At 45.4% G+C, this 17,899-nt stretch carries 11 protein-coding genes, 2 tRNA genes and 2 rRNA genes; 9 read left to right on the forward strand and 6 right to left on the reverse strand.

From position 1 onward, the window contains the following. Positions 1–141: 141 nt before the first annotated feature. The gene (locus tag ACO1B7_RS07875; RefSeq protein WP_423090013.1) at positions 142–1,518 is read left to right on the forward strand and encodes an NAD-dependent succinate-semialdehyde dehydrogenase; all 1,377 of its coding nucleotides are present in this window, start codon (positions 142–144) and stop codon (positions 1,516–1,518) included. A 41-nt stretch (positions 1,519–1,559) separates the two neighbouring features. On the opposite strand, the gene ACO1B7_RS07880 is transcribed toward ACO1B7_RS07875, so the two are convergent. The 3 genes from ACO1B7_RS07880 to ACO1B7_RS07890 form a co-directional block, all read right to left on the reverse strand. Continuing rightward, on the reverse strand, positions 1,560–2,555 hold the full coding sequence (locus ACO1B7_RS07880; protein WP_153567112.1) for a pirin family protein: 996 nt from the start codon (positions 2,553–2,555) through the stop codon (positions 1,560–1,562). A gap of 141 nt (positions 2,556–2,696) precedes the next feature. Then, on the reverse strand, positions 2,697–3,296 hold the full coding sequence (locus ACO1B7_RS07885; protein ID WP_423090014.1) for a hypothetical protein: 600 nt from the start codon (positions 3,294–3,296) through the stop codon (positions 2,697–2,699). 324 nt (positions 3,297–3,620) lie between these two features. Then, positions 3,621–4,166: a glutathione peroxidase gene (locus ACO1B7_RS07890; RefSeq protein ID WP_153567111.1), complete on the reverse strand. Its 546-nt coding sequence runs from the start codon at positions 4,164–4,166 to the stop codon at positions 3,621–3,623. Between the two features lie 190 nt (positions 4,167–4,356). On the opposite strand from ACO1B7_RS07890, the gene ACO1B7_RS07895 reads away from it, so the two are divergent. Beyond that, a complete protein-coding gene (locus ACO1B7_RS07895) occupies positions 4,357–5,253 on the forward strand; it encodes a DMT family transporter (protein ID WP_423090015.1) in 897 nt (298 codons plus the stop codon). Between the two features lie 445 nt (positions 5,254–5,698). Here the strand turns inward: ACO1B7_RS07895 and tsaC are convergent, their stop codons facing one another. The 3 genes from tsaC to ACO1B7_RS07910 are packed head-to-tail and all read right to left on the reverse strand — an operon-like array spanning position 5,699 to position 8,661. Then, positions 5,699–6,268 carry an L-threonylcarbamoyladenylate synthase type 1 TsaC gene (tsaC, locus tag ACO1B7_RS07900; RefSeq protein WP_423090016.1) on the reverse strand — a complete coding sequence of 190 codons (570 nt, stop codon included), beginning with the start codon at positions 6,266–6,268 and terminating at the stop codon, positions 5,699–5,701. 41 nt (positions 6,269–6,309) lie between these two features. Further along, positions 6,310–7,449: a DNA-processing protein DprA gene (gene dprA, locus ACO1B7_RS07905; RefSeq protein WP_423090017.1), complete on the reverse strand. Its 1,140-nt coding sequence runs from the start codon at positions 7,447–7,449 to the stop codon at positions 6,310–6,312. 57 nt (positions 7,450–7,506) lie between these two features. Further along, a complete protein-coding gene (locus ACO1B7_RS07910; RefSeq protein ID WP_423090018.1) occupies positions 7,507–8,661 on the reverse strand; it encodes a LysM peptidoglycan-binding domain-containing protein in 1,155 nt (384 codons plus the stop codon). A 120-nt stretch (positions 8,662–8,781) separates the two neighbouring features. On the opposite strand from ACO1B7_RS07910, the gene def reads away from it, so the two are divergent. From def to ACO1B7_RS07945, 7 genes are all read left to right on the forward strand, one after another. Continuing rightward, complete coding sequence (def, locus tag ACO1B7_RS07915; RefSeq protein ID WP_004644875.1) at positions 8,782–9,312, forward strand: peptide deformylase; 531 nt, start codon at positions 8,782–8,784, stop codon at positions 9,310–9,312. A gap of 92 nt (positions 9,313–9,404) precedes the next feature. Then, positions 9,405–9,815 carry a DUF2946 family protein gene (locus ACO1B7_RS07920; RefSeq protein ID WP_423090019.1) on the forward strand — a complete coding sequence of 137 codons (411 nt, stop codon included), beginning with the start codon at positions 9,405–9,407 and terminating at the stop codon, positions 9,813–9,815. 72 nt (positions 9,816–9,887) lie between these two features. Then, on the forward strand, positions 9,888–11,975 hold the full coding sequence (locus ACO1B7_RS07925; protein ID WP_423090020.1) for a TonB-dependent copper receptor: 2,088 nt from the start codon (positions 9,888–9,890) through the stop codon (positions 11,973–11,975). Between the two features lie 753 nt (positions 11,976–12,728). After that, positions 12,729–14,266 (forward strand): 16S ribosomal RNA (locus ACO1B7_RS07930). 60 nt (positions 14,267–14,326) lie between these two features. Beyond that, positions 14,327–14,403 (forward strand) — tRNA-Ile (locus ACO1B7_RS07935). Between the two features lie 71 nt (positions 14,404–14,474). Then, positions 14,475–14,550 (forward strand) — tRNA-Ala (locus ACO1B7_RS07940). A 435-nt stretch (positions 14,551–14,985) separates the two neighbouring features. Continuing rightward, positions 14,986–17,879: ribosomal RNA gene (locus ACO1B7_RS07945) — 23S ribosomal RNA — on the forward strand. The 16S and 23S rRNA genes sit together here with 2 tRNA genes alongside, the layout of an rRNA operon. Positions 17,880–17,899 lie beyond the last annotated feature (20 nt).

Consider the following 17,899-nt stretch of genomic DNA (forward strand, 5'->3'; position numbering starts at 1 on the left):
ATTTTGAACCAATCTGTAAGCAAACATACACCATAAAAAAATCAATGATAAGTTAAATAATTCGAACAGATACTTGCTTGTTATAACTTCATTTGACTGGGTTCAGAACAGGCGAAACTTATAATTGAAAAAGGGAAAATCATGGCTTATCAATCTATTAATCCATTTACCAATCAAAAATTGAAAGACTACCCATCCCATAGTGATCAAGATATTCAAAATGCACTTGATGCAGCAGAACAAATCCTAAAGTCAGACTGGTCACAACAGGTCGATACTCGTATTGAAGTACTGCGCAAATTGGCCAGCAATATGCGAGAGCAAAAATCTGAACTGGCCAAGCTCATGACGCTGGATATGGGGAAACTGATCAAGCAGAGTGAAGGTGAAATCGAAACCTGCGCCAAAATTGCAGAATATTATGCGGATCATGCCAAAGAATTTTTAGCACCGGTGTCCTATGAAACGGAACTGGGAGAAGCCTGGGTTGAGCATCATCCACTGGGTATTATCATGGCGGTTGAACCGTGGAATTTCCCGTTTTATCAACTGATGCGTGTCTTTGCGCCGAACTGTGCGATTGGTAATCCGGTTCTGGCAAAACATGCCGGCATTGTGCCGCAATGTGCCGAAGCCTTTGAGCAACTGGTCTTGGATACAGGCGCACCCAAAGGTGTCTGGACCAATCTGTTTATCAGCAGTGATCAGGTCGCTGAAGTAATTGCAGACAAGCGTGTGCGGGGTGTAGCACTGACAGGTTCAGAAGGTGCGGGCAGTGCAGTCGCTGAACAGGCCGGAAAACATCTTAAAAAATCAACGCTGGAACTGGGCGGTAATGATGTATTTATCGTACTCGATGATGCAGATCTGGAACGCGCGATCAAGTTAGGCTGTCAGGCGCGTGTCAATAATGCCGGGCAGGTATGTACGGCGGCGAAGCGATTTATCTTGCATGAAAAAATTGCCGAACAATTCAAGGCCGGCATGCTGAAAGCTTTTGAACAGTTAAAACTGGGTGATCCGCTCGATCCTGAAACCACTTTAGGACCGCTGTCTTCAAAAGATGCGCTGGAAAAACTCAGCGAGCAGGTCGAAAAGGCCGTAGCGCAAGGTGCGACCGTAGTTACTGGCGGTAAGGCTGTAGAACATCAAGGCAATTTCTATGCGCCAACTATTCTGGAAAATATCACGCGTGAAAATGAAACCTGGTATGAAGAATTCTTTGGCCCGGTGGCACAAATCTATGTGGCGAAGGATGATGATGAAATTGTCGAAATTGCCAATGATTCTAATTATGGCTTAGGTGGCGTGATTCATTCACAGGATATCGAGCGCGCTAAAAAACTGGCGTCACGGGTAGAAACTGGCATGATCTGGATCAACTGGTTTACTGACACCACGCCCGAATTGCCATTTGGTGGAATCAAAAATTCCGGTTATGGGCATGAACTGTCGATTGATGGTTTTAGAGAGTTTGTGCAGAAGAAACTGGTCGTCGTCAAAAGCCCGAAAAAATAATATGAGCTGATCCGATATCAAATAAGCCACTATTCAGTGGCTTATTTGTCTGGATATTCTTCACATTTGCCGCCTTCATAACTGGCAAAGCGCGGATGTTCTGGTGGAAATGACGGTTCAGCACTTGGCCAAGGCCAGCCACCAAACTGGGTTTCGCGATAACGGCGAAAAGCAGTATCCAGTTCTTGAGCACTATTCAGAACAAAAGGCCCATGCATAGCCACCGGTGCACCGATCGGTTCACCTTCTAGCCATAAAATATGCGATTCCAGTAAACTGCCTTTGAGGTGAATGTCCTGATCTGGTTTCAGTTCTACCAGATGCTTGACCTGTATTTTCTGTCCTTCAAGCTCCAAGCTTCTACCTTGATAAAAATAACAAAAACGCGTTGCAGTAGCAGTGGTTGCAGGAATGATTAATTCTGCTTCTGGCTTTAAAGTGATTAAATAAATATTGAGCTGATTCTCTGGCATGGCTGCCCATGAATGTGGTGGCCGATCCAGTGCCTGAGTCTGTTTAAACTGCCCTGAAATGACCCGGATATCCGCTTTACGTCCGGCCGCATCGGCTGAAAATACATGTGGAATTTGTTCACGCCACAACATTTTATAATCAGCTGGCTGTTTTTTCTGTTCCGGTGAGGAATTCAGCCAGATTTGAAACAGCTCCAGAGGATTGTCCTGATCCTGATGGACTAAAGGAAACATCTCGCAATGCTGTACCCCATTGCCGGTAGTCAGCCATTGCACATCACCCGCGCCATAACGTCCCGAGTTTCCCAGCGAGTCAAAATGATCGACATAACCGCGCTCGACAATGGTAATGGTTTCAAAGCCAGTATGCGGATGCTCCGGAAAGCCGGGAATGCTCTCGCCATAATACATGTCATATTCATGCTGTTGCGGAGGGGAAACAGGTCCTAATTCTGCATTGCCTTGCGGATAATGATCTTGATGATGAACGGTAAAAATAAAAGGATCTTTCAGATCAAGCCGGGATGTGACAGGAACTACAGAATACAGCACTGAATTCGACATGATTGAACTCCTGATGATCTGATTAGATGAAAATTCCTGATCTAAATATAATTTTTATAATTCATAACAGTGTATAGCCTGCAAGGCGATTGAAGAAGATGTGTTTCGATCAATCGCCTCAAAATGAGATTTTTAGGTATTTTAAGTATTGTCCTGATCAGTATTGCTCTCTGATTCCTGATCTGGATTCTGGATCAGCAAGCCTGCCAGTTTGACCATTTCGGATTGCACATTGACCATCTGCGATTCAATCTTTTTCAAGTTCACTTGGCTGAAATCTACCTGGCCGTTTAAAAGAGGAGAAGCCAGAACCTGCTGATTGGCAGTCATGATGTTGTCACGAATCTGGTCAATTTCTTGGCTTTTCAAGTTCAGGTTGCCCAGCACCTGATTAAAACTGCTGAGTTGCTGTTGAAGCTGGGTTGCGGTGGACTGCAATTGCTGGGTATCTTTGGCTTCGACCGCCGTTTGCAGTTCAGTCTGGGTTTGTTTTAACTGTTCGACATAACTGCCGGCCTTGAGCTGCAAGTCGGCTACATCACGAACCATATAAAACATATTGCCCGATTTAAGCTCGGTTTGCGCTGTTGAGCTCTGTTGCTGAGAGGCTGGTTCCAGATCTGAGGTCGTGGTATCTGCCTGTTCAGCCGGTGCTTCGACAGCCTGATCACAGCCCATCAGTAAAATTCCAGAGCTAAATAATACGAAAGGAAGGACAGCATTGGCAAGAATCTTGGACATGGAATCAGGGTCTCGATACAGGTGATGGAATTTTAATAGTATCTAATATAAGGACAAACTATGGAGATAAAAAAGATTGTTGCAAACTCATAACAATTCTTCTGGGTTCCGAATATTTCATTATTTAAAAACAGGAAAAAGTTTATTAAAAGCTGGTAAAGAAGTACTTTGTTCTCACCGAATTGGCTTTTTTAGCCTGCAATTACTTTAAAGATATGTCCGGTGAATCTCAATTTAGCTAAATAGCAGTTTTGAAAAAAATAAGTATCTACCAAGAAAATAGATACTTATTTCAAGCTTGATGCTTATGAGAATAATCGAGAATTATTTTGCAAGTTCTGCATTCACTGCATCGACAATCCGTGGATCATCCGCAGTGATGTCTGGTGCAAAACGCGCCACTACTTCACCATTTTTATTGATCAGGAATTTTTCAAAGTTCCAGAGTACTTCTGGTGGCTGGTTTGGGGTTAGGCCATAATCGACCAGATCTTTCCACCAAGGACCTTCACCGATACGTTCCGGTACAGCCTGCGTAAGGGTGGTATATAAAGGATGCTTGTCTTCACCCGCGACAGAGATTTTAGCAAATAGCGGGAAGTCGACTTTATAATTCACTGAACAGAATTCCTGAATCTCGGCTTCGCTACCCGGTTCCTGTTCCAAAAAGTTATTGGCAGGGAAGCCAAGAATTTCCAAACCTTCCGCTTTTTTGTCCTGATACAGTTTTTGTAAGCCTTCATATTGCGGCGTCAAGCCACATTTAGATGCGACGTTAACCACCAGCAAAACCTTACCCTGGTAATGGTTTAAAGTGGTTTCTGTTCCTTCAATAGTTTTGACTGGAATGTCATATACAGAGCGAGTCATTAGATTTCCTGTTTATTGCGACTGAACGGTATTTGTTTTAACGGGTATTCGCTTTCAGCACAAGTAGAAACAGGTGAGCTCAGTTACTTAAAGCTGCAAATTGCCTCAATATTATGTGAAAAATCTATTATGCTAGGATGCGCGAATAGGCATAGCTTAATAACAAGACCAGCGACTCATGGATGAAAGTATGACACAGCAACAAAAGGTAGTCTGGTGGGCCATGGCCTTACCACTGGCCGCAGTTTTGATTTGGTCTCTGAATATGACGGTTACCCGTTATGTGGCAGATTATATTTCTCCCATCAGTATTAGTTTCTACCGCTGGGCCTTGGCCTTACTGATTTTAACTCCATTCATGTTGTCCAAAGTCAAAGCCGCCTGGCCGGAAATTCGTCCATATCTCGGACATTTTGCTGTTTTGAGTGCGCTGGGAATGGTGCTGTATCAGGGACTGGCCTATAGCTCGGCACACTACACTACTGCGACCAATATGGGCCTGATCAATGCCTTTATTCCAATTTTTACCATTATCGTGGGTATTTTTGTTTTAAAGATTCGCCCGACACAGGCTGCAGTGCTAGGGAGTCTTCTGTCCTTTATTGGCTTGATGTATGTCATGGCGCAAGGGCAGGGTCTGCAGTTCTTAAGCGTAGGTGAAAGCTATATTGGCGATCTGTTGATGTTGATCGCAGTATTTTTCTATGCCTGTTATGGCGTGTTTCTGAAAAAATGGCAGATTCAGATTCCACTCTTAGTGAGCCTGTATATTCAGATTTTTATGGCCTTTCTCTATCATATTCCTTTGGTATTGATTTTAGGTCTGGACAGCATCAATCATGCTAATGCAGCCAGCATTATCTATGCCGGAATTTTCCCATCCATTGCCGCGCCGTTATTCTGGATGATGGCTGTGCAGCAACTTGGTCCCAATCGCAGCAGTATTTTTATGAATCTGATGCCGGTTTTTACTGCAGTAGTCGCATATTTGTGGCTGGGTGAAGCGTGGACCATGTATCACAGTATCGGCGGTGGCATCATTTTACTTGGAATCCTCTGGGCTCAATATCCCGGAAGATCCGCTTAATCAGGAATTAAAAGAGCTAATTAAGAATTTTGTCTGATTAAATATTGAGCGGTTGATCAAAACTTTTTTAATTGAAATCCCCTTTTAAATGCTAATTTTCAAATGTTAAAACAAATAGAAAAATATCGTTTTATTTTAAAAAGAGAATAGAAAGAGCAAGATATTTTGAATATTGCTCAAAAATTGTTTGCTATTAATAGAAAATATGTATTATTTGATTGTTTTATTGTACTTGTCGTCGCATTCAGTTTCTTTCATAATGCGCCCATCGAGAATGATCAAGCAAGAAAATCCTTGTTTTATCAGACTCCCAGAGATTTTCTGAACCCTCTGGATGTGATTTATGCACATCCTTTTTTATGCTCAGCCATCCCTATATGGCTGAGCTTTTTTTTGTCTTAAAACTTTAGTCGGGCTTGAGTGTCCCGACTAAATCCGACAGGACTCAGTCACGAATAACTACGCCAGTCACTGCATCAATGATCCGGCTTGGTTGCTGACTTAAACCGAGGTCACCATTCAGATAATTCAGGTTCTGGTCAAAATAGCGGATCGCATCCTGCAGTGAGCGGGCAGGTTCCAGTCCCGCAGGGTTGGCACTAGTCGAAACGATAAAACCGCCAAAAGCCTGACACAATGCGACACAGAGTGGGTGAGTGGTTACGCGGACGGCTACTTTAGGATGATGACCTTTAATCCAGTCAGGAATGTCTTTATTTGCAGGAAGTAGCCAAGTGGTCGCGCGATCAGCAGGTCTGTCATGGTTCCAGGATTCAATCACTTTTTCACGCATTTCTTCGGTTAAATCCTGCAACAGATGTTCTACCTGTGAAAGATGAGCTGCCAGCAGAATCACGCCTTTTTCAATCGGGCGCTGTTTCAATTTTAAAATCTGATGAAATGCCTGTTCATTATAGGGGTCGCAACCCAAGCCCCAAACAGCCTCTGTGGGATATGCCAAGACTTGTCCGTCTTTAAGCCATGCTGCTGCTTCGGCAACAGAGGTTGTGATCATGTGGATACCTTATATCAAACAACAAAGCGCTATTGTGAACCTTATTTGAGAATCCGACAACGTAGATAGAGGCCGGCTTGCTGGGTACAAAAACCGAGTAACTCCAGTTCCATCAGTTGGCTGGTCAAAGCAGATACCTCTTGCTGAACCTGCGTTCCCAGTTGATCCAAACTCTGTCCCACCCAGTCCAGCTGATTATACAGACTGAGCAGATGCGGTGGAATTTGCTGTGATGTTGCTTCAGTAACTTTCGTTTTGGTGGTGTTTTCCAAAGCTTGCCATTGCGTGGCCAGCGCCAGTTCTTCGATGACCTGCTGAGGGTGATCAATCAGAATCGCACCCTCACGAATCAGTTGGTGACAGCCCTGATGATGCTCGCTGTAAATATGTCCCGGAATGGCAAACACGGTTTTGCCTTGCTCAGCCGCCAGTTTAGCTGTAATCAGAGAACCACTTTTTAATGCAGCCTCTGCCACAATCACACCTAGACTTAAACCACTGACTATTCGGTTGCGCCGTGGGAAATGGTGCTGCAAAGGAAGCGTATCTGGTAGAAACTCACTGATGACGGCACCACCATGCTCAATGATTTGCTGGCGCAGTGACTGATGTTGTGCTGGATAGGTTTGATCCAGTCCGGTGGCCATTACCGCAATCGTCCCTTGATGCTGTAGCGCAGCTCGATGCGCTGCTTCATCAATACCATGTGCCAGACCGCTATTGATATAGAAACCCTGTTCACTCAAATAAAAAGCAAAGTCATAAGCTACTTGCCGGCCGTGTGGACTGGGTTTGCGGCTGCCCACAATGGCAATCTGTGCCTGAAGCAGGGTATCGGATCTACCCTGACCAAAAATGATCGGTGGTTTATCTGCATAAGGATGCAACTGCTGAGGATAATGCGGATCGCTGTGCAGCAAAATAAAATCGCTATCCTGCTGGATCTGCTGCAGACATCGCTGAAATTTTTGCTGCGCTTCTGGGAGGTAAAACTCTTTTAAGCGCTGCACATGATTGGCATGAAGGCCGAGTGCTTGCCAGACGGGTACTTGATCCGGCTGAAGGGCATGCGCCAGTTCGGCATAATGTTGACTGATTTTATGGAAACTCGAAAGAGAATGCTGAACCAGATACCATAACGTAATTGTTTCCAGTTGCGCGCGCGATAACGGGTTCAGCATATTGAGACCTATAGGGTTGTCTTCTTATTATTAAGTTTTTTTTATTTAGACAAATATTTATTCATCTAAAAGAGGTGCTTGAATTCCTGCACCAACCTTGATTGGTAATTCGCTCTCCAGCACATAGGCATAGCTTAATTGATCGAAGGTTTTAAATACCATCACTTGTCCAATGCGCTCACCCGGCAATTGCACACGTTCTTTAGTTTTAGGATCAGTCACGACTTCACCTTTTTGATTCACACTAAAGACATGACCCGTCTGAACCCCATGTGCCGTACCACGGTCAATGGTGACCACACTATGACGTGCTGCTGTACCAATCGACCCCAATACACGCACAATCTGACCACCGGCAGCAATATTTTCTGCATTGGTCGGATAGAACAGAGTCGGTAACATTGGATCGTATTCAGGTAAGACACGATCACCGCGACGTACTTCAGCATTGTAACTATCTGTCAGTTCAAGTGTGGTCACATCACCTTCGCCACGAACTGCAATACCAGATGCCACCTGTTGCAGCTCCAGTGCAGCCGTATATTTCTTGCCGTTTGCATCCGTAAATACATACGGTTCCGCTTCACGATACACCGCATAGCGTTGGCCAACTACCAGACCGTGACCACGTGCATAAACTTTCTGGCCTTTGCCAGCCAGTACGCGCTGATCTGCAGTTCCGAGAATGTAGGGTGTGCCCTGAACTGAATCAGGTGCCAAAAGGGTATAGCGTTCCAGCCACTGCTTGATATGCTCAAGCGGAATCACTGGAATGGTATTATTTAAAGATTCAACCCGAATCTGGGGTTGCAGAGAAGTACTGCCAAGATAGCGGCTGATAATACCTTCACAACCATCACCTTCGTCTTTACCAATAATCGGACGGCCCTGGTAATCGCACATTAACAGGCGGTCACCCGGGAAAATCCAGTGTGGATTTTTCACGTGCTTATTGCTGGCCCAGATTTCCGGCCAACGTACCGGATTTTTCAGGAAACGTTTCGAGATGTCCCAAAGCGTATCGCCTTTTTTCACCACATAAACGTTCGGTGCATTGGCTTTTAATGCCGGTGGATTGACGTTGCGTGCAGGTGCTGCCTCGGCAGAATGAATGGTCCCCATACTGACGCCAACACAGACGGCAAGTGCCAGCATCTGATTTTTAAACCCCAAGGCACTAAAAAATGGCATGCCCTTCAAAACCTTTTTCATTATCATAATTCCTAAAATTATGTGCGTAGTTGCGTTATAATAACGATCTTACACACATTTTTTTGATGAAGCATTCCCTTCATTTGGTTTTTTGATCAATGGCATAATTGAGGACGCAGTATGGCCTTATTACCTATTTTAAGTTTCCCGGATCCCCGTCTTCGTACCATTGCACAACCTGTCGAAGAAGTGACTGATGAAATTCGTCAGCTCGCTGCGGATATGTTTGAAACCATGTATGAAGCACCAGGTATCGGACTTGCCGCGACTCAGGTGGATCGTCATATTCAGCTGATTGTTATGGATCTGTCTGAAAATAAAGATCAACCGATGGTGTTTATTAACCCCAAAATCACACCATTGACTGAAGAAACGCAGCCCTACGAAGAAGGCTGTCTATCAGTTCCTCAAATATACGATAAAGTTGATCGTCCGTCACGCGTAAAAATCGAGGCAATTAATCTGGAAGGTCAAGCATTTGAGCTCGATGCTGACGGACTTCTCGCTGTGTGTATCCAACATGAAATGGATCACTTAAATGGCAAATTGTTTGTCGATTATTTATCGCCATTAAAACGTCAACGTGCACGTGAAAAAGTGGAAAAACTGGTCCGCCAGCGTAATAAAGACAAGGTGGCAGTGAAACGCTAGGATCATTTTAAAGTTTATTTAAATGGTCTAGCAAAGCTCAATTCTGATTGGGCTTTGTTATAATCGACATAAGCATGTTTTAGGAATAGCCTGTGTTTTTACGCGCGGGGCTGCTATTTGCATTTGCAGCTGTGTTTCTACAGATTGCTGTATTTTTACAGCCTTTGTTACCGAAGCAATATCAGGTTGCTCCGGTCTGTGAAACCATCACGCGTGCGCTTTTTATCGCCACAGATGCCCATGCGCAGCATAGCGCTGGCGAGCATAGCCACCTTGTCCAATCCGATCATCTTCAACATGATCATCATGATGCCAATCATCAGTGTCAGTACTGTAAGGTTCATGCCAATTTAGTCTTACCGCCTGATCTGTACATCAAACAGGTACTTAACCGGATTCATGTCCGTTTAATTGCTTATCAAAAAACCTTTAAGCATGTCTGGTTTGTCCTTCAGCAACTCTTCTTAATTCCTCAGGGGCGAGCGCCACCACTACCTGCATAAATCTGCATTTTTCAGCTTGGGTTGGTATTGACTCAAGCCGTGCCTAATTTATGTATTTAGTGAGATAGAGAAATGGCTCAGCCTAAATTTTCTTTACAGCCACTTGCGGCTGCGATTTGTGTTGCTTGTTATTCTTCGGTGGTGATGGCCAATAATGCCATGCCGGTGCAGACGTTTGCCCCGATTGTGGTGACGTCAGCAGCAGGTAATGATGCCAATGGGCTGATTGTCCGCGCCGACCCTAAACAGCCGATTCAACCGATTCCTGCCAGTGATGGTGCGGATTATTTGCAAAGTATTGTCGGATTTAGTTCGGTCAATAGTGGTGCCGGCACCAATGGTGATGTGACGTTTCGCGGCATGTTCGGTTCACGAATTAAAATTTTAACGGATGGCACGGAAAACCTGGGGGCTTGCCCAAGTCGTATGGATTCGCCGACCTCCTATATTTCCCCGGAAAGCTATGACCAGATTTCGGTCATTAAAGGTCCGCAGACGGTGCAATATGCCAATACTGGCTCTGCGGCAACGGTGATTTTCGAACGTACACCGGAACAGTTTGATCAAGATCAAAACTATCGCGGTCAGGCCAGTGTCTTGATGGGATCTTTCGGACGTCTTGATCATAATGTGGAAGTCGCAGCAGGCGATGAACAGAAATATGTCCGACTCAATACCAATCGTTCGGTATCGAATAGTTACCAAGATGGTGATGGAATCACTGTGCCTTCAGATTGGGAGCGCTGGAATGCGGATCTGGCATTGGGCTGGACTCCAGATACAGATACCTGGGTAGAGCTGACGGGTGGTAAGGCGGATGGTGAAGCAGTTTATGCCGGTCGTGATATGGATGGATCACAGTTTGCCCGTGAAAGTCTGGGTTTACGTGTTGAAAAGAAAAACCTGACTGATGTAATTCAGAAAGTTGAGGCACAGATCAACTATAACTATAACGACCACATCATGGATAATTTTAGCCTGCGTCCAGTGCCGATGAAGCATGATGAGCATACTCATAACATGCAGCCAGCACCCTCTGAAATGCAGGTTACACGCCGTACTTTAAATACCCGTATGGCGATAACGAGTGAATGGGATCAAAACCAATTGATTGCCGGGATGGATTCTCAGCGCAATACGCATGCTGGAGGAATGACATCCACAAGCATGAATATGCCGCTCACTCCAGATATGAAATTCCAGTCATATGGAGCTTTTGCTGAGCTAAGTCATGAACTAAGTGATAACAACAAATTGGCTACTGGTGTGCGGGTCGATCAAGTGGAGATTGATGCCTTAAAAACTGGACAAACCCGTCAGGAAACCTTGCCAAGCGGCTTCATTCGTTTTGAAAATACCCATCCAGAACATGATGATGGTAAAACCTATATCGGACTGGGGTATGTGGAGCGTGTGCCTGATTATTGGGAATTATTTAAGACCGATTATCATGGAATAACTGCAAATACATTTAAGCAACTGAAAACAGAAAAGACCTTACAACTCGATCTGGGTTATCAACATCATCATGGCGCGTTTAATTCTTGGGTATCAGCTTATGCTGGTGTGATTCAGGATTTTATTCTGATGACTTATCCTAAGTCTGCAAACTCTGGGCATGGTCATCCTATGGGTAATGATATGGGAGAAATGCAGCCAGCAAAAATGAATAGTGCGGATTCAAGAAATATCGATGTAACCATTGCCGGTGCAGAAGTTGGAATTGGTTATCAGTTTACTGATGCAATTCAGGCAGATATCAGTGCCATGTATGCTTGGGGCGAAAACACCACAGACAATACGCCGTTGCCACAAATTTCACCTTTAGAAGCCCGTGTTAACTTGCGCTATGTTCAAGACAAATATAATTTTGGATTATTGTGGCGTGTAGTAGATGGCCAAAGTCGTATTAGTGAACGAGAAGGTAATATCGTTGGTTATGACAATAAGCAGAGCGCAGGCTTTGGTACTTTGTCTTTAAACGGTAGCTACCATATCATGGATGGCGTGGATGTATCAGTCGGTATTGATAACGTGCTTGATAAAACCTATACCGAGCATCTAAATAAAGCTGGTAGTGCTGGCTTTGGTTTTGCCGCAGAGGAGCAATTCAATAATATTGGCCGAAATTATTGGGCACGTGTCAGTATGAAATTCTAATTGTTGCTCAGTACTCCAAAAGCCATTGCTCAATAGCGATGGCTTTTTAATTTTTAGCGTTGCAATAAATTTTCCATATTTAAATTGGGCCTATGTATCTTGGAAGAAGACCGGATAAAACAAGTTTTGTATATATAAACGCCAGATTGATGAAGAATCAAACAAGAATGAGATGTGAATTGAACGATATAAGTCATGTAATAAAGATTTTTATAATTTAAATTAAAATAAAACAATATCTTATTGTGTTTATGAATGGATTTTGTTGGATGTGCTCAATAAAATTCAAAAATAATAAAAATAAATTAACTATATATAACAATTACTTATATTTTTATTGGTTTGAAAAATAAACACACGAAAAAAAATCTTTGCAAGAAGTGTTGCAAGGGCTCTGAAATGCTGTAGAATGCACATCCATCGGCGGTGATGAAGATTAAAACTTCTGATAAAACAGTGACTTAGTTAAGATTGATTGAGTTGGGTTTTAGAAAGAAAGTTTAAAAATAGTTTTCATTACTGGTTGACTTTCTAGAGATAGAGAGTAATATAGCCGACCTAGCTTGCTGGTGACGAACCAACAAGAAGATCATTAAGAGATTATGAAGAACAACTTGTGTGGATTTTTACTGGTTGATTGATCGAAATTATTTTCATTGATTGATGGTAGAAATTACTCGAAGTTTATTTGAGAAATATTTGTCAGAAAATTGATGAGCCAAGATTGGCACCCTTTAAGGTGCTACTGATTTTAAACTGAAGAGTTTGATCATGGCTCAGATTGAACGCTGGCGGCAGGCTTAACACATGCAAGTCGAGCGGGGTAATGTAGCTTGCTACATTACCTAGCGGCGGACGGGTGAGTAATGCTTAGGAATCTGCCTATTAGTGGGGGACAACATCTCGAAAGGGATGCTAATACCGCATACGTCCTACGGGAGAAAGCAGGGGACCTTCGGGCCTTGCGCTAATAGATGAGCCTAAGTCGGATTAGCTAGTTGGTGGGGTAAAGGCCTACCAAGGCGACGATCTGTAGCGGGTCTGAGAGGATGATCCGCCACACTGGGACTGAGACACGGCCCAGACTCCTACGGGAGGCAGCAGTGGGGAATATTGGACAATGGGGGGAACCCTGATCCAGCCATGCCGCGTGTGTGAAGAAGGCCTTTTGGTTGTAAAGCACTTTAAGCGAGGAGGAGGCTACCGAGATTAATACTCTTGGATAGTGGACGTTACTCGCAGAATAAGCACCGGCTAACTCTGTGCCAGCAGCCGCGGTAATACAGAGGGTGCAAGCGTTAATCGGATTTACTGGGCGTAAAGCGCGCGTAGGTGGCCAATTAAGTCAAATGTGAAATCCCCGAGCTTAACTTGGGAATTGCATTCGATACTGGTTGGCTAGAGTATGGGAGAGGATGGTAGAATTCCAGGTGTAGCGGTGAAATGCGTAGAGATCTGGAGGAATACCGATGGCGAAGGCAGCCATCTGGCCTAATACTGACACTGAGGTGCGAAAGCATGGGGAGCAAACAGGATTAGATACCCTGGTAGTCCATGCCGTAAACGATGTCTACTAGCCGTTGGGGCCTTTGAGGCTTTAGTGGCGCAGCTAACGCGATAAGTAGACCGCCTGGGGAGTACGGTCGCAAGACTAAAACTCAAATGAATTGACGGGGGCCCGCACAAGCGGTGGAGCATGTGGTTTAATTCGATGCAACGCGAAGAACCTTACCTGGTCTTGACATAGTAAGAACTTTCCAGAGATGGATTGGTGCCTTCGGGAACTTACATACAGGTGCTGCATGGCTGTCGTCAGCTCGTGTCGTGAGATGTTGGGTTAAGTCCCGCAACGAGCGCAACCCTTTTCCTTATTTGCCAGCGGGTTAAGCCGGGAACTTTAAGGATACTGCCAGTGACAAACTGGAGGAAGGCGGGGACGACGTCAAGTCATCATGGCCCTTACGACCAGGGCTACACACGTGCTACAATGGTCGGTACAAAGGGTTGCTACCACGCGAGTGGATGCTAATCTCAAAAAGCCGATCGTAGTCCGGATCGCAGTCTGCAACTCGACTGCGTGAAGTCGGAATCGCTAGTAATCGCGGATCAGAATGCCGCGGTGAATACGTTCCCGGGCCTTGTACACACCGCCCGTCACACCATGGGAGTTTGTTGCACCAGAAGTAGGTAGTCTAACCTTAGGGGGGACGCTTACCACGGTGTGGCAGATGACTGGGGTGAAGTCGTAACAAGGTAGCCGTAGGGGAACCTGCGGCTGGATCACCTCCTTAACGAAAGATTGACGATTGGTAAGAATCCACAACAAGTTGTTCTTCATACGATGTATCTGAGGGTCTGTAGCTCAGTTGGTTAGAGCACACGCTTGATAAGCGTGGGGTCACAAGTTCAAGTCTTGTCAGACCCACCAAATCTGACTAACGAAGCATGAAAGTGCTGAAGCAAACAGAACAGAACGATACATTGACTTATTGATAAGCTGGGGACTTAGCTTAGTTGGTAGAGCGCCTGCTTTGCACGCAGGAGGTCAGGAGTTCGACTCTCCTAGTCTCCACCATACATTCCTACGGAATGTATAAAGACAAAAGCTAATAAATAGACAATCAGTTGATTGTTAGTTTAGTCCTTAAGCGATCAAGTGTTTAGATCCTAGAGATTAACAAGTACAAGCGTTATGATACGCGCACTTGATAATCTCTGTGATTTATCACAGTTTCCTGACCTGACGAAGGCTGGAAAAATCATTAACAGAATATATTTGAGTTGAAATAATTTGTTCAAACTCGTTTTAAACAACCTAGCAAGCAATTGTGAAAGTTGAATGAAATGAGTTCTAGCGAAATTAACTGAATCAAGCGTTTTGGTATATGAATCTAATTGAAGCTGTACGGTGCTTAAGTGCACAAACGCCAACTGTATGAGCGTGATGAGAAATCATCACAATCTGTTGCTTATCCCACTTGTAAGGATAAACGACTGTTTGGGGTTGTATAGTCAAGTAATTAAGTGCATGTGGTGGATGCCTTGGCAGTCAGAGGCGATGAAAGACGTGATAGCCTGCGAAAAGCTCCGGGGAGGCGGCAAATATCCTGTGATCCGGAGATGTCTGAATGGGGAAACCCACTTACCATAAGGTAGGTATTGCAACATGAATACATAGTGTTGCAAGGCGAACGAGGGGAAGTGAAACATCTCAGTACCCTTAGGAAAAGAAATCAATTGAGATTCCCTCAGTAGCGGCGAGCGAAAGGGGAAGAGCCCATTAAGTCATATAAGTTCTAGTGGAACGCTCTGGGAAGTGCGACCGTAGACGGTGATAGTCCTGTACACGAAAGGGCTTATATGATGATGTCGAGTAGGGCGAGGCACGTGAAACCTTGTCTGAATATGGGGGGACCATCCTCCAAGGCTAAATACTCCTGACTGACCGATAGTGAACCAGTACCGTGAGGGAAAGGCGAAAAGAACCCCTGTGAGGGGAGTGAAATAGATCCTGAAACCGCATGCATACAAGCAGTGGGAGCCGACTTGTTCGGTGACTGCGTACCTTTTGTATAATGGGTCAGCGACTTATATTCAGTAGCGAGGTTAACCGAATAGGGGAGCCGTAGGGAAACCGAGTCTTAATAGGGCGTTTAGTTGCTGGGTATAGACCCGAAACCAGGTGATCTATCCATGAGCAGGTTGAAGGTTGGGTAACACTAACTGGAGGACCGAACCCACTGTCGTTGAAAAGCCAGGGGATGACTTGTGGATAGGGGTGAAAGGCTAATCAAACTTGGTGATAGCTGGTTCTCCCCGAAAGCTATTTAGGTAGCGCCTCGGACGAATACCATTGGGGGTAGAGCACTGTTTCGGCTAGGGGGTCATCCCGACTTACCAAACCGATGCAAACTCCGAATACCAATGAGTACTATCCGGGAGACAGACTGCGGGTGCTAACGTCCGTAGTCAAGAGGAAAACAATCCAGACCGCCAGCTAAGGCCCCAAAATTATAGTTAAGTGGGAAACGATGTGGGAAGGCATAGACAGCTAGGAGGTTGGCTTAGAAGCAGCCACCCTTTAAAGAAAGCGTAATAGCTCACTAGTCGAGTCGGCCTGCGCGGAAGATGTAACGGGGCTAAAACTATATGCCGAAGCTGCGGATGCATAATTTATTATGCGTGGTAGGGGAGCGTTCTGTAAGCCGATGAAGGTGGATTGAGAAGTCTGCTGGAGGTATCAGAAGTGCGAATGCTGACGTGAGTAACGACAATGCGAGTGAAAAACTCGCACGCTGAAAGACCAAGGGTTCCAGTCCAACGTTAATCGGGGCTGGGTGAGTCGACCCCTAAGGCGAGGCCGAGAGGCGTAGTCGATGGGAAATTGGTTAATATTCCAATACTTCTGTGTAATGCGATGAGAGGACGGAGAAGGTTAAGTCAGCCTGGCGTTGGTTGTCCAGGTGGAAGGTTGTAGGCATGTATCTTAGGCAAATCCGGGGTACTCTATGCTGAGAACTGATAGCAAGCTGTACTTGTACAGTGAAGTGGCTGATACCATGCTTCCAGGAAAAGTCTCTAAGCTTCAGTTACACAGGAATCGTACCCGAAACCGACACAGGTGGTCAGGTCGAGTAGACCAAAGCGCTTGAGAGAACTCTGCTGAAGGAACTAGGCAAAATGGTACCGTAACTTCGGGAGAAGGTACGCTGTTGTCTGTGATAGGACTTGCTCCTTGAGCGGCCGACAGCCTCAGAAACCAGGCCCCTGCAACTGTTTATTAAAAACATAGCACTCTGCAAACACGAAAGTGGACGTATAGGGTGTGATGCCTGCCCGGTGCTGGAAGGTTAATTGATGGGGTTAGCGTAAGCGAAGCTCTTGATCGAAGCCCCAGTAAACGGCGGCCGTAACTATAACGGTCCTAAGGTAGCGAAATTCCTTGTCGGGTAAGTTCCGACCTGCACGAATGGCATAATGATGGGGGCGCTGTCTCCAGCAGAGACTCAGTGAAATCGAATTCGCCGTGAAGATGCGGTGTACCCGCGGCTAGACGGAAAGACCCCGTGAACCTTTACTGCAGCTTGACATTGAACTTTGATCTTACTTGTGTAGGATAGGTGGGAGGCTTTGAAGTCGCGACGCTAGTTGCGATGGAGCCGTCCTTGAAATACCACCCTGGTAATATTGAGGTTCTAACTCTGTCCCGTTATCCGGGACGAGGACCATGTCTGGTGGGTAGTTTGACTGGGGCGGTCTCCTCCTAAAGAGTAACGGAGGAGTACGAAGGTGCGCTCAGCGTGGTCGGAAATCACGCGTAGAGTATAAAGGCAAAAGCGCGCTTAACTGCGAGACCCACAAGTCGAGCAGGTACGAAAGTAGGTCTTAGTGATCCGGTGGTTCTGTATGGAAGGGCCATCGCTCAACGGATAAAAGGTACTCTGGGGATAACAGGCTGATACCGCCCAAGAGTTCATATCGACGGCGGTGTTTGGCACCTCGATGTCGGCTCATCTCATCCTGGGGCTGAAGCAGGTCCCAAGGGTATGGCTGTTCGCCATTTAAAGAGGTACGCGAGCTGGGTTTAGAACGTCGTGAGACAGTTCGGTCCCTATCTACCGTGGGCGTTGGAAATTTGAGAGGATCTGCTCCTAGTACGAGAGGACCAGAGTGGACGAACCTCTGGTGTACCGGTTGTCACGCCAGTGGCATCGCCGGGTAGCTATGTTCGGAAGGGATAACCGCTGAAAGCATCTAAGCGGGAAGCCTACCTCAAGATAAGATTTCCCCGAGACTTTATGTCTCCTAAAGAGCCGTTGAAGACTACGACGTTGATAGGTTGGATGTGGAAGCATAGTGATATGTGAAGCTGACCAATACTAATTGCTCGTGAGGCTTGACTATACAACACCCAAACAGTTGTT

It is taken from the genome of Acinetobacter lwoffii (assembly GCF_049367455.1).
GTDB classification, from domain to species: Bacteria; Pseudomonadota; Gammaproteobacteria; order Pseudomonadales; family Moraxellaceae; genus Acinetobacter; species Acinetobacter lwoffii_W.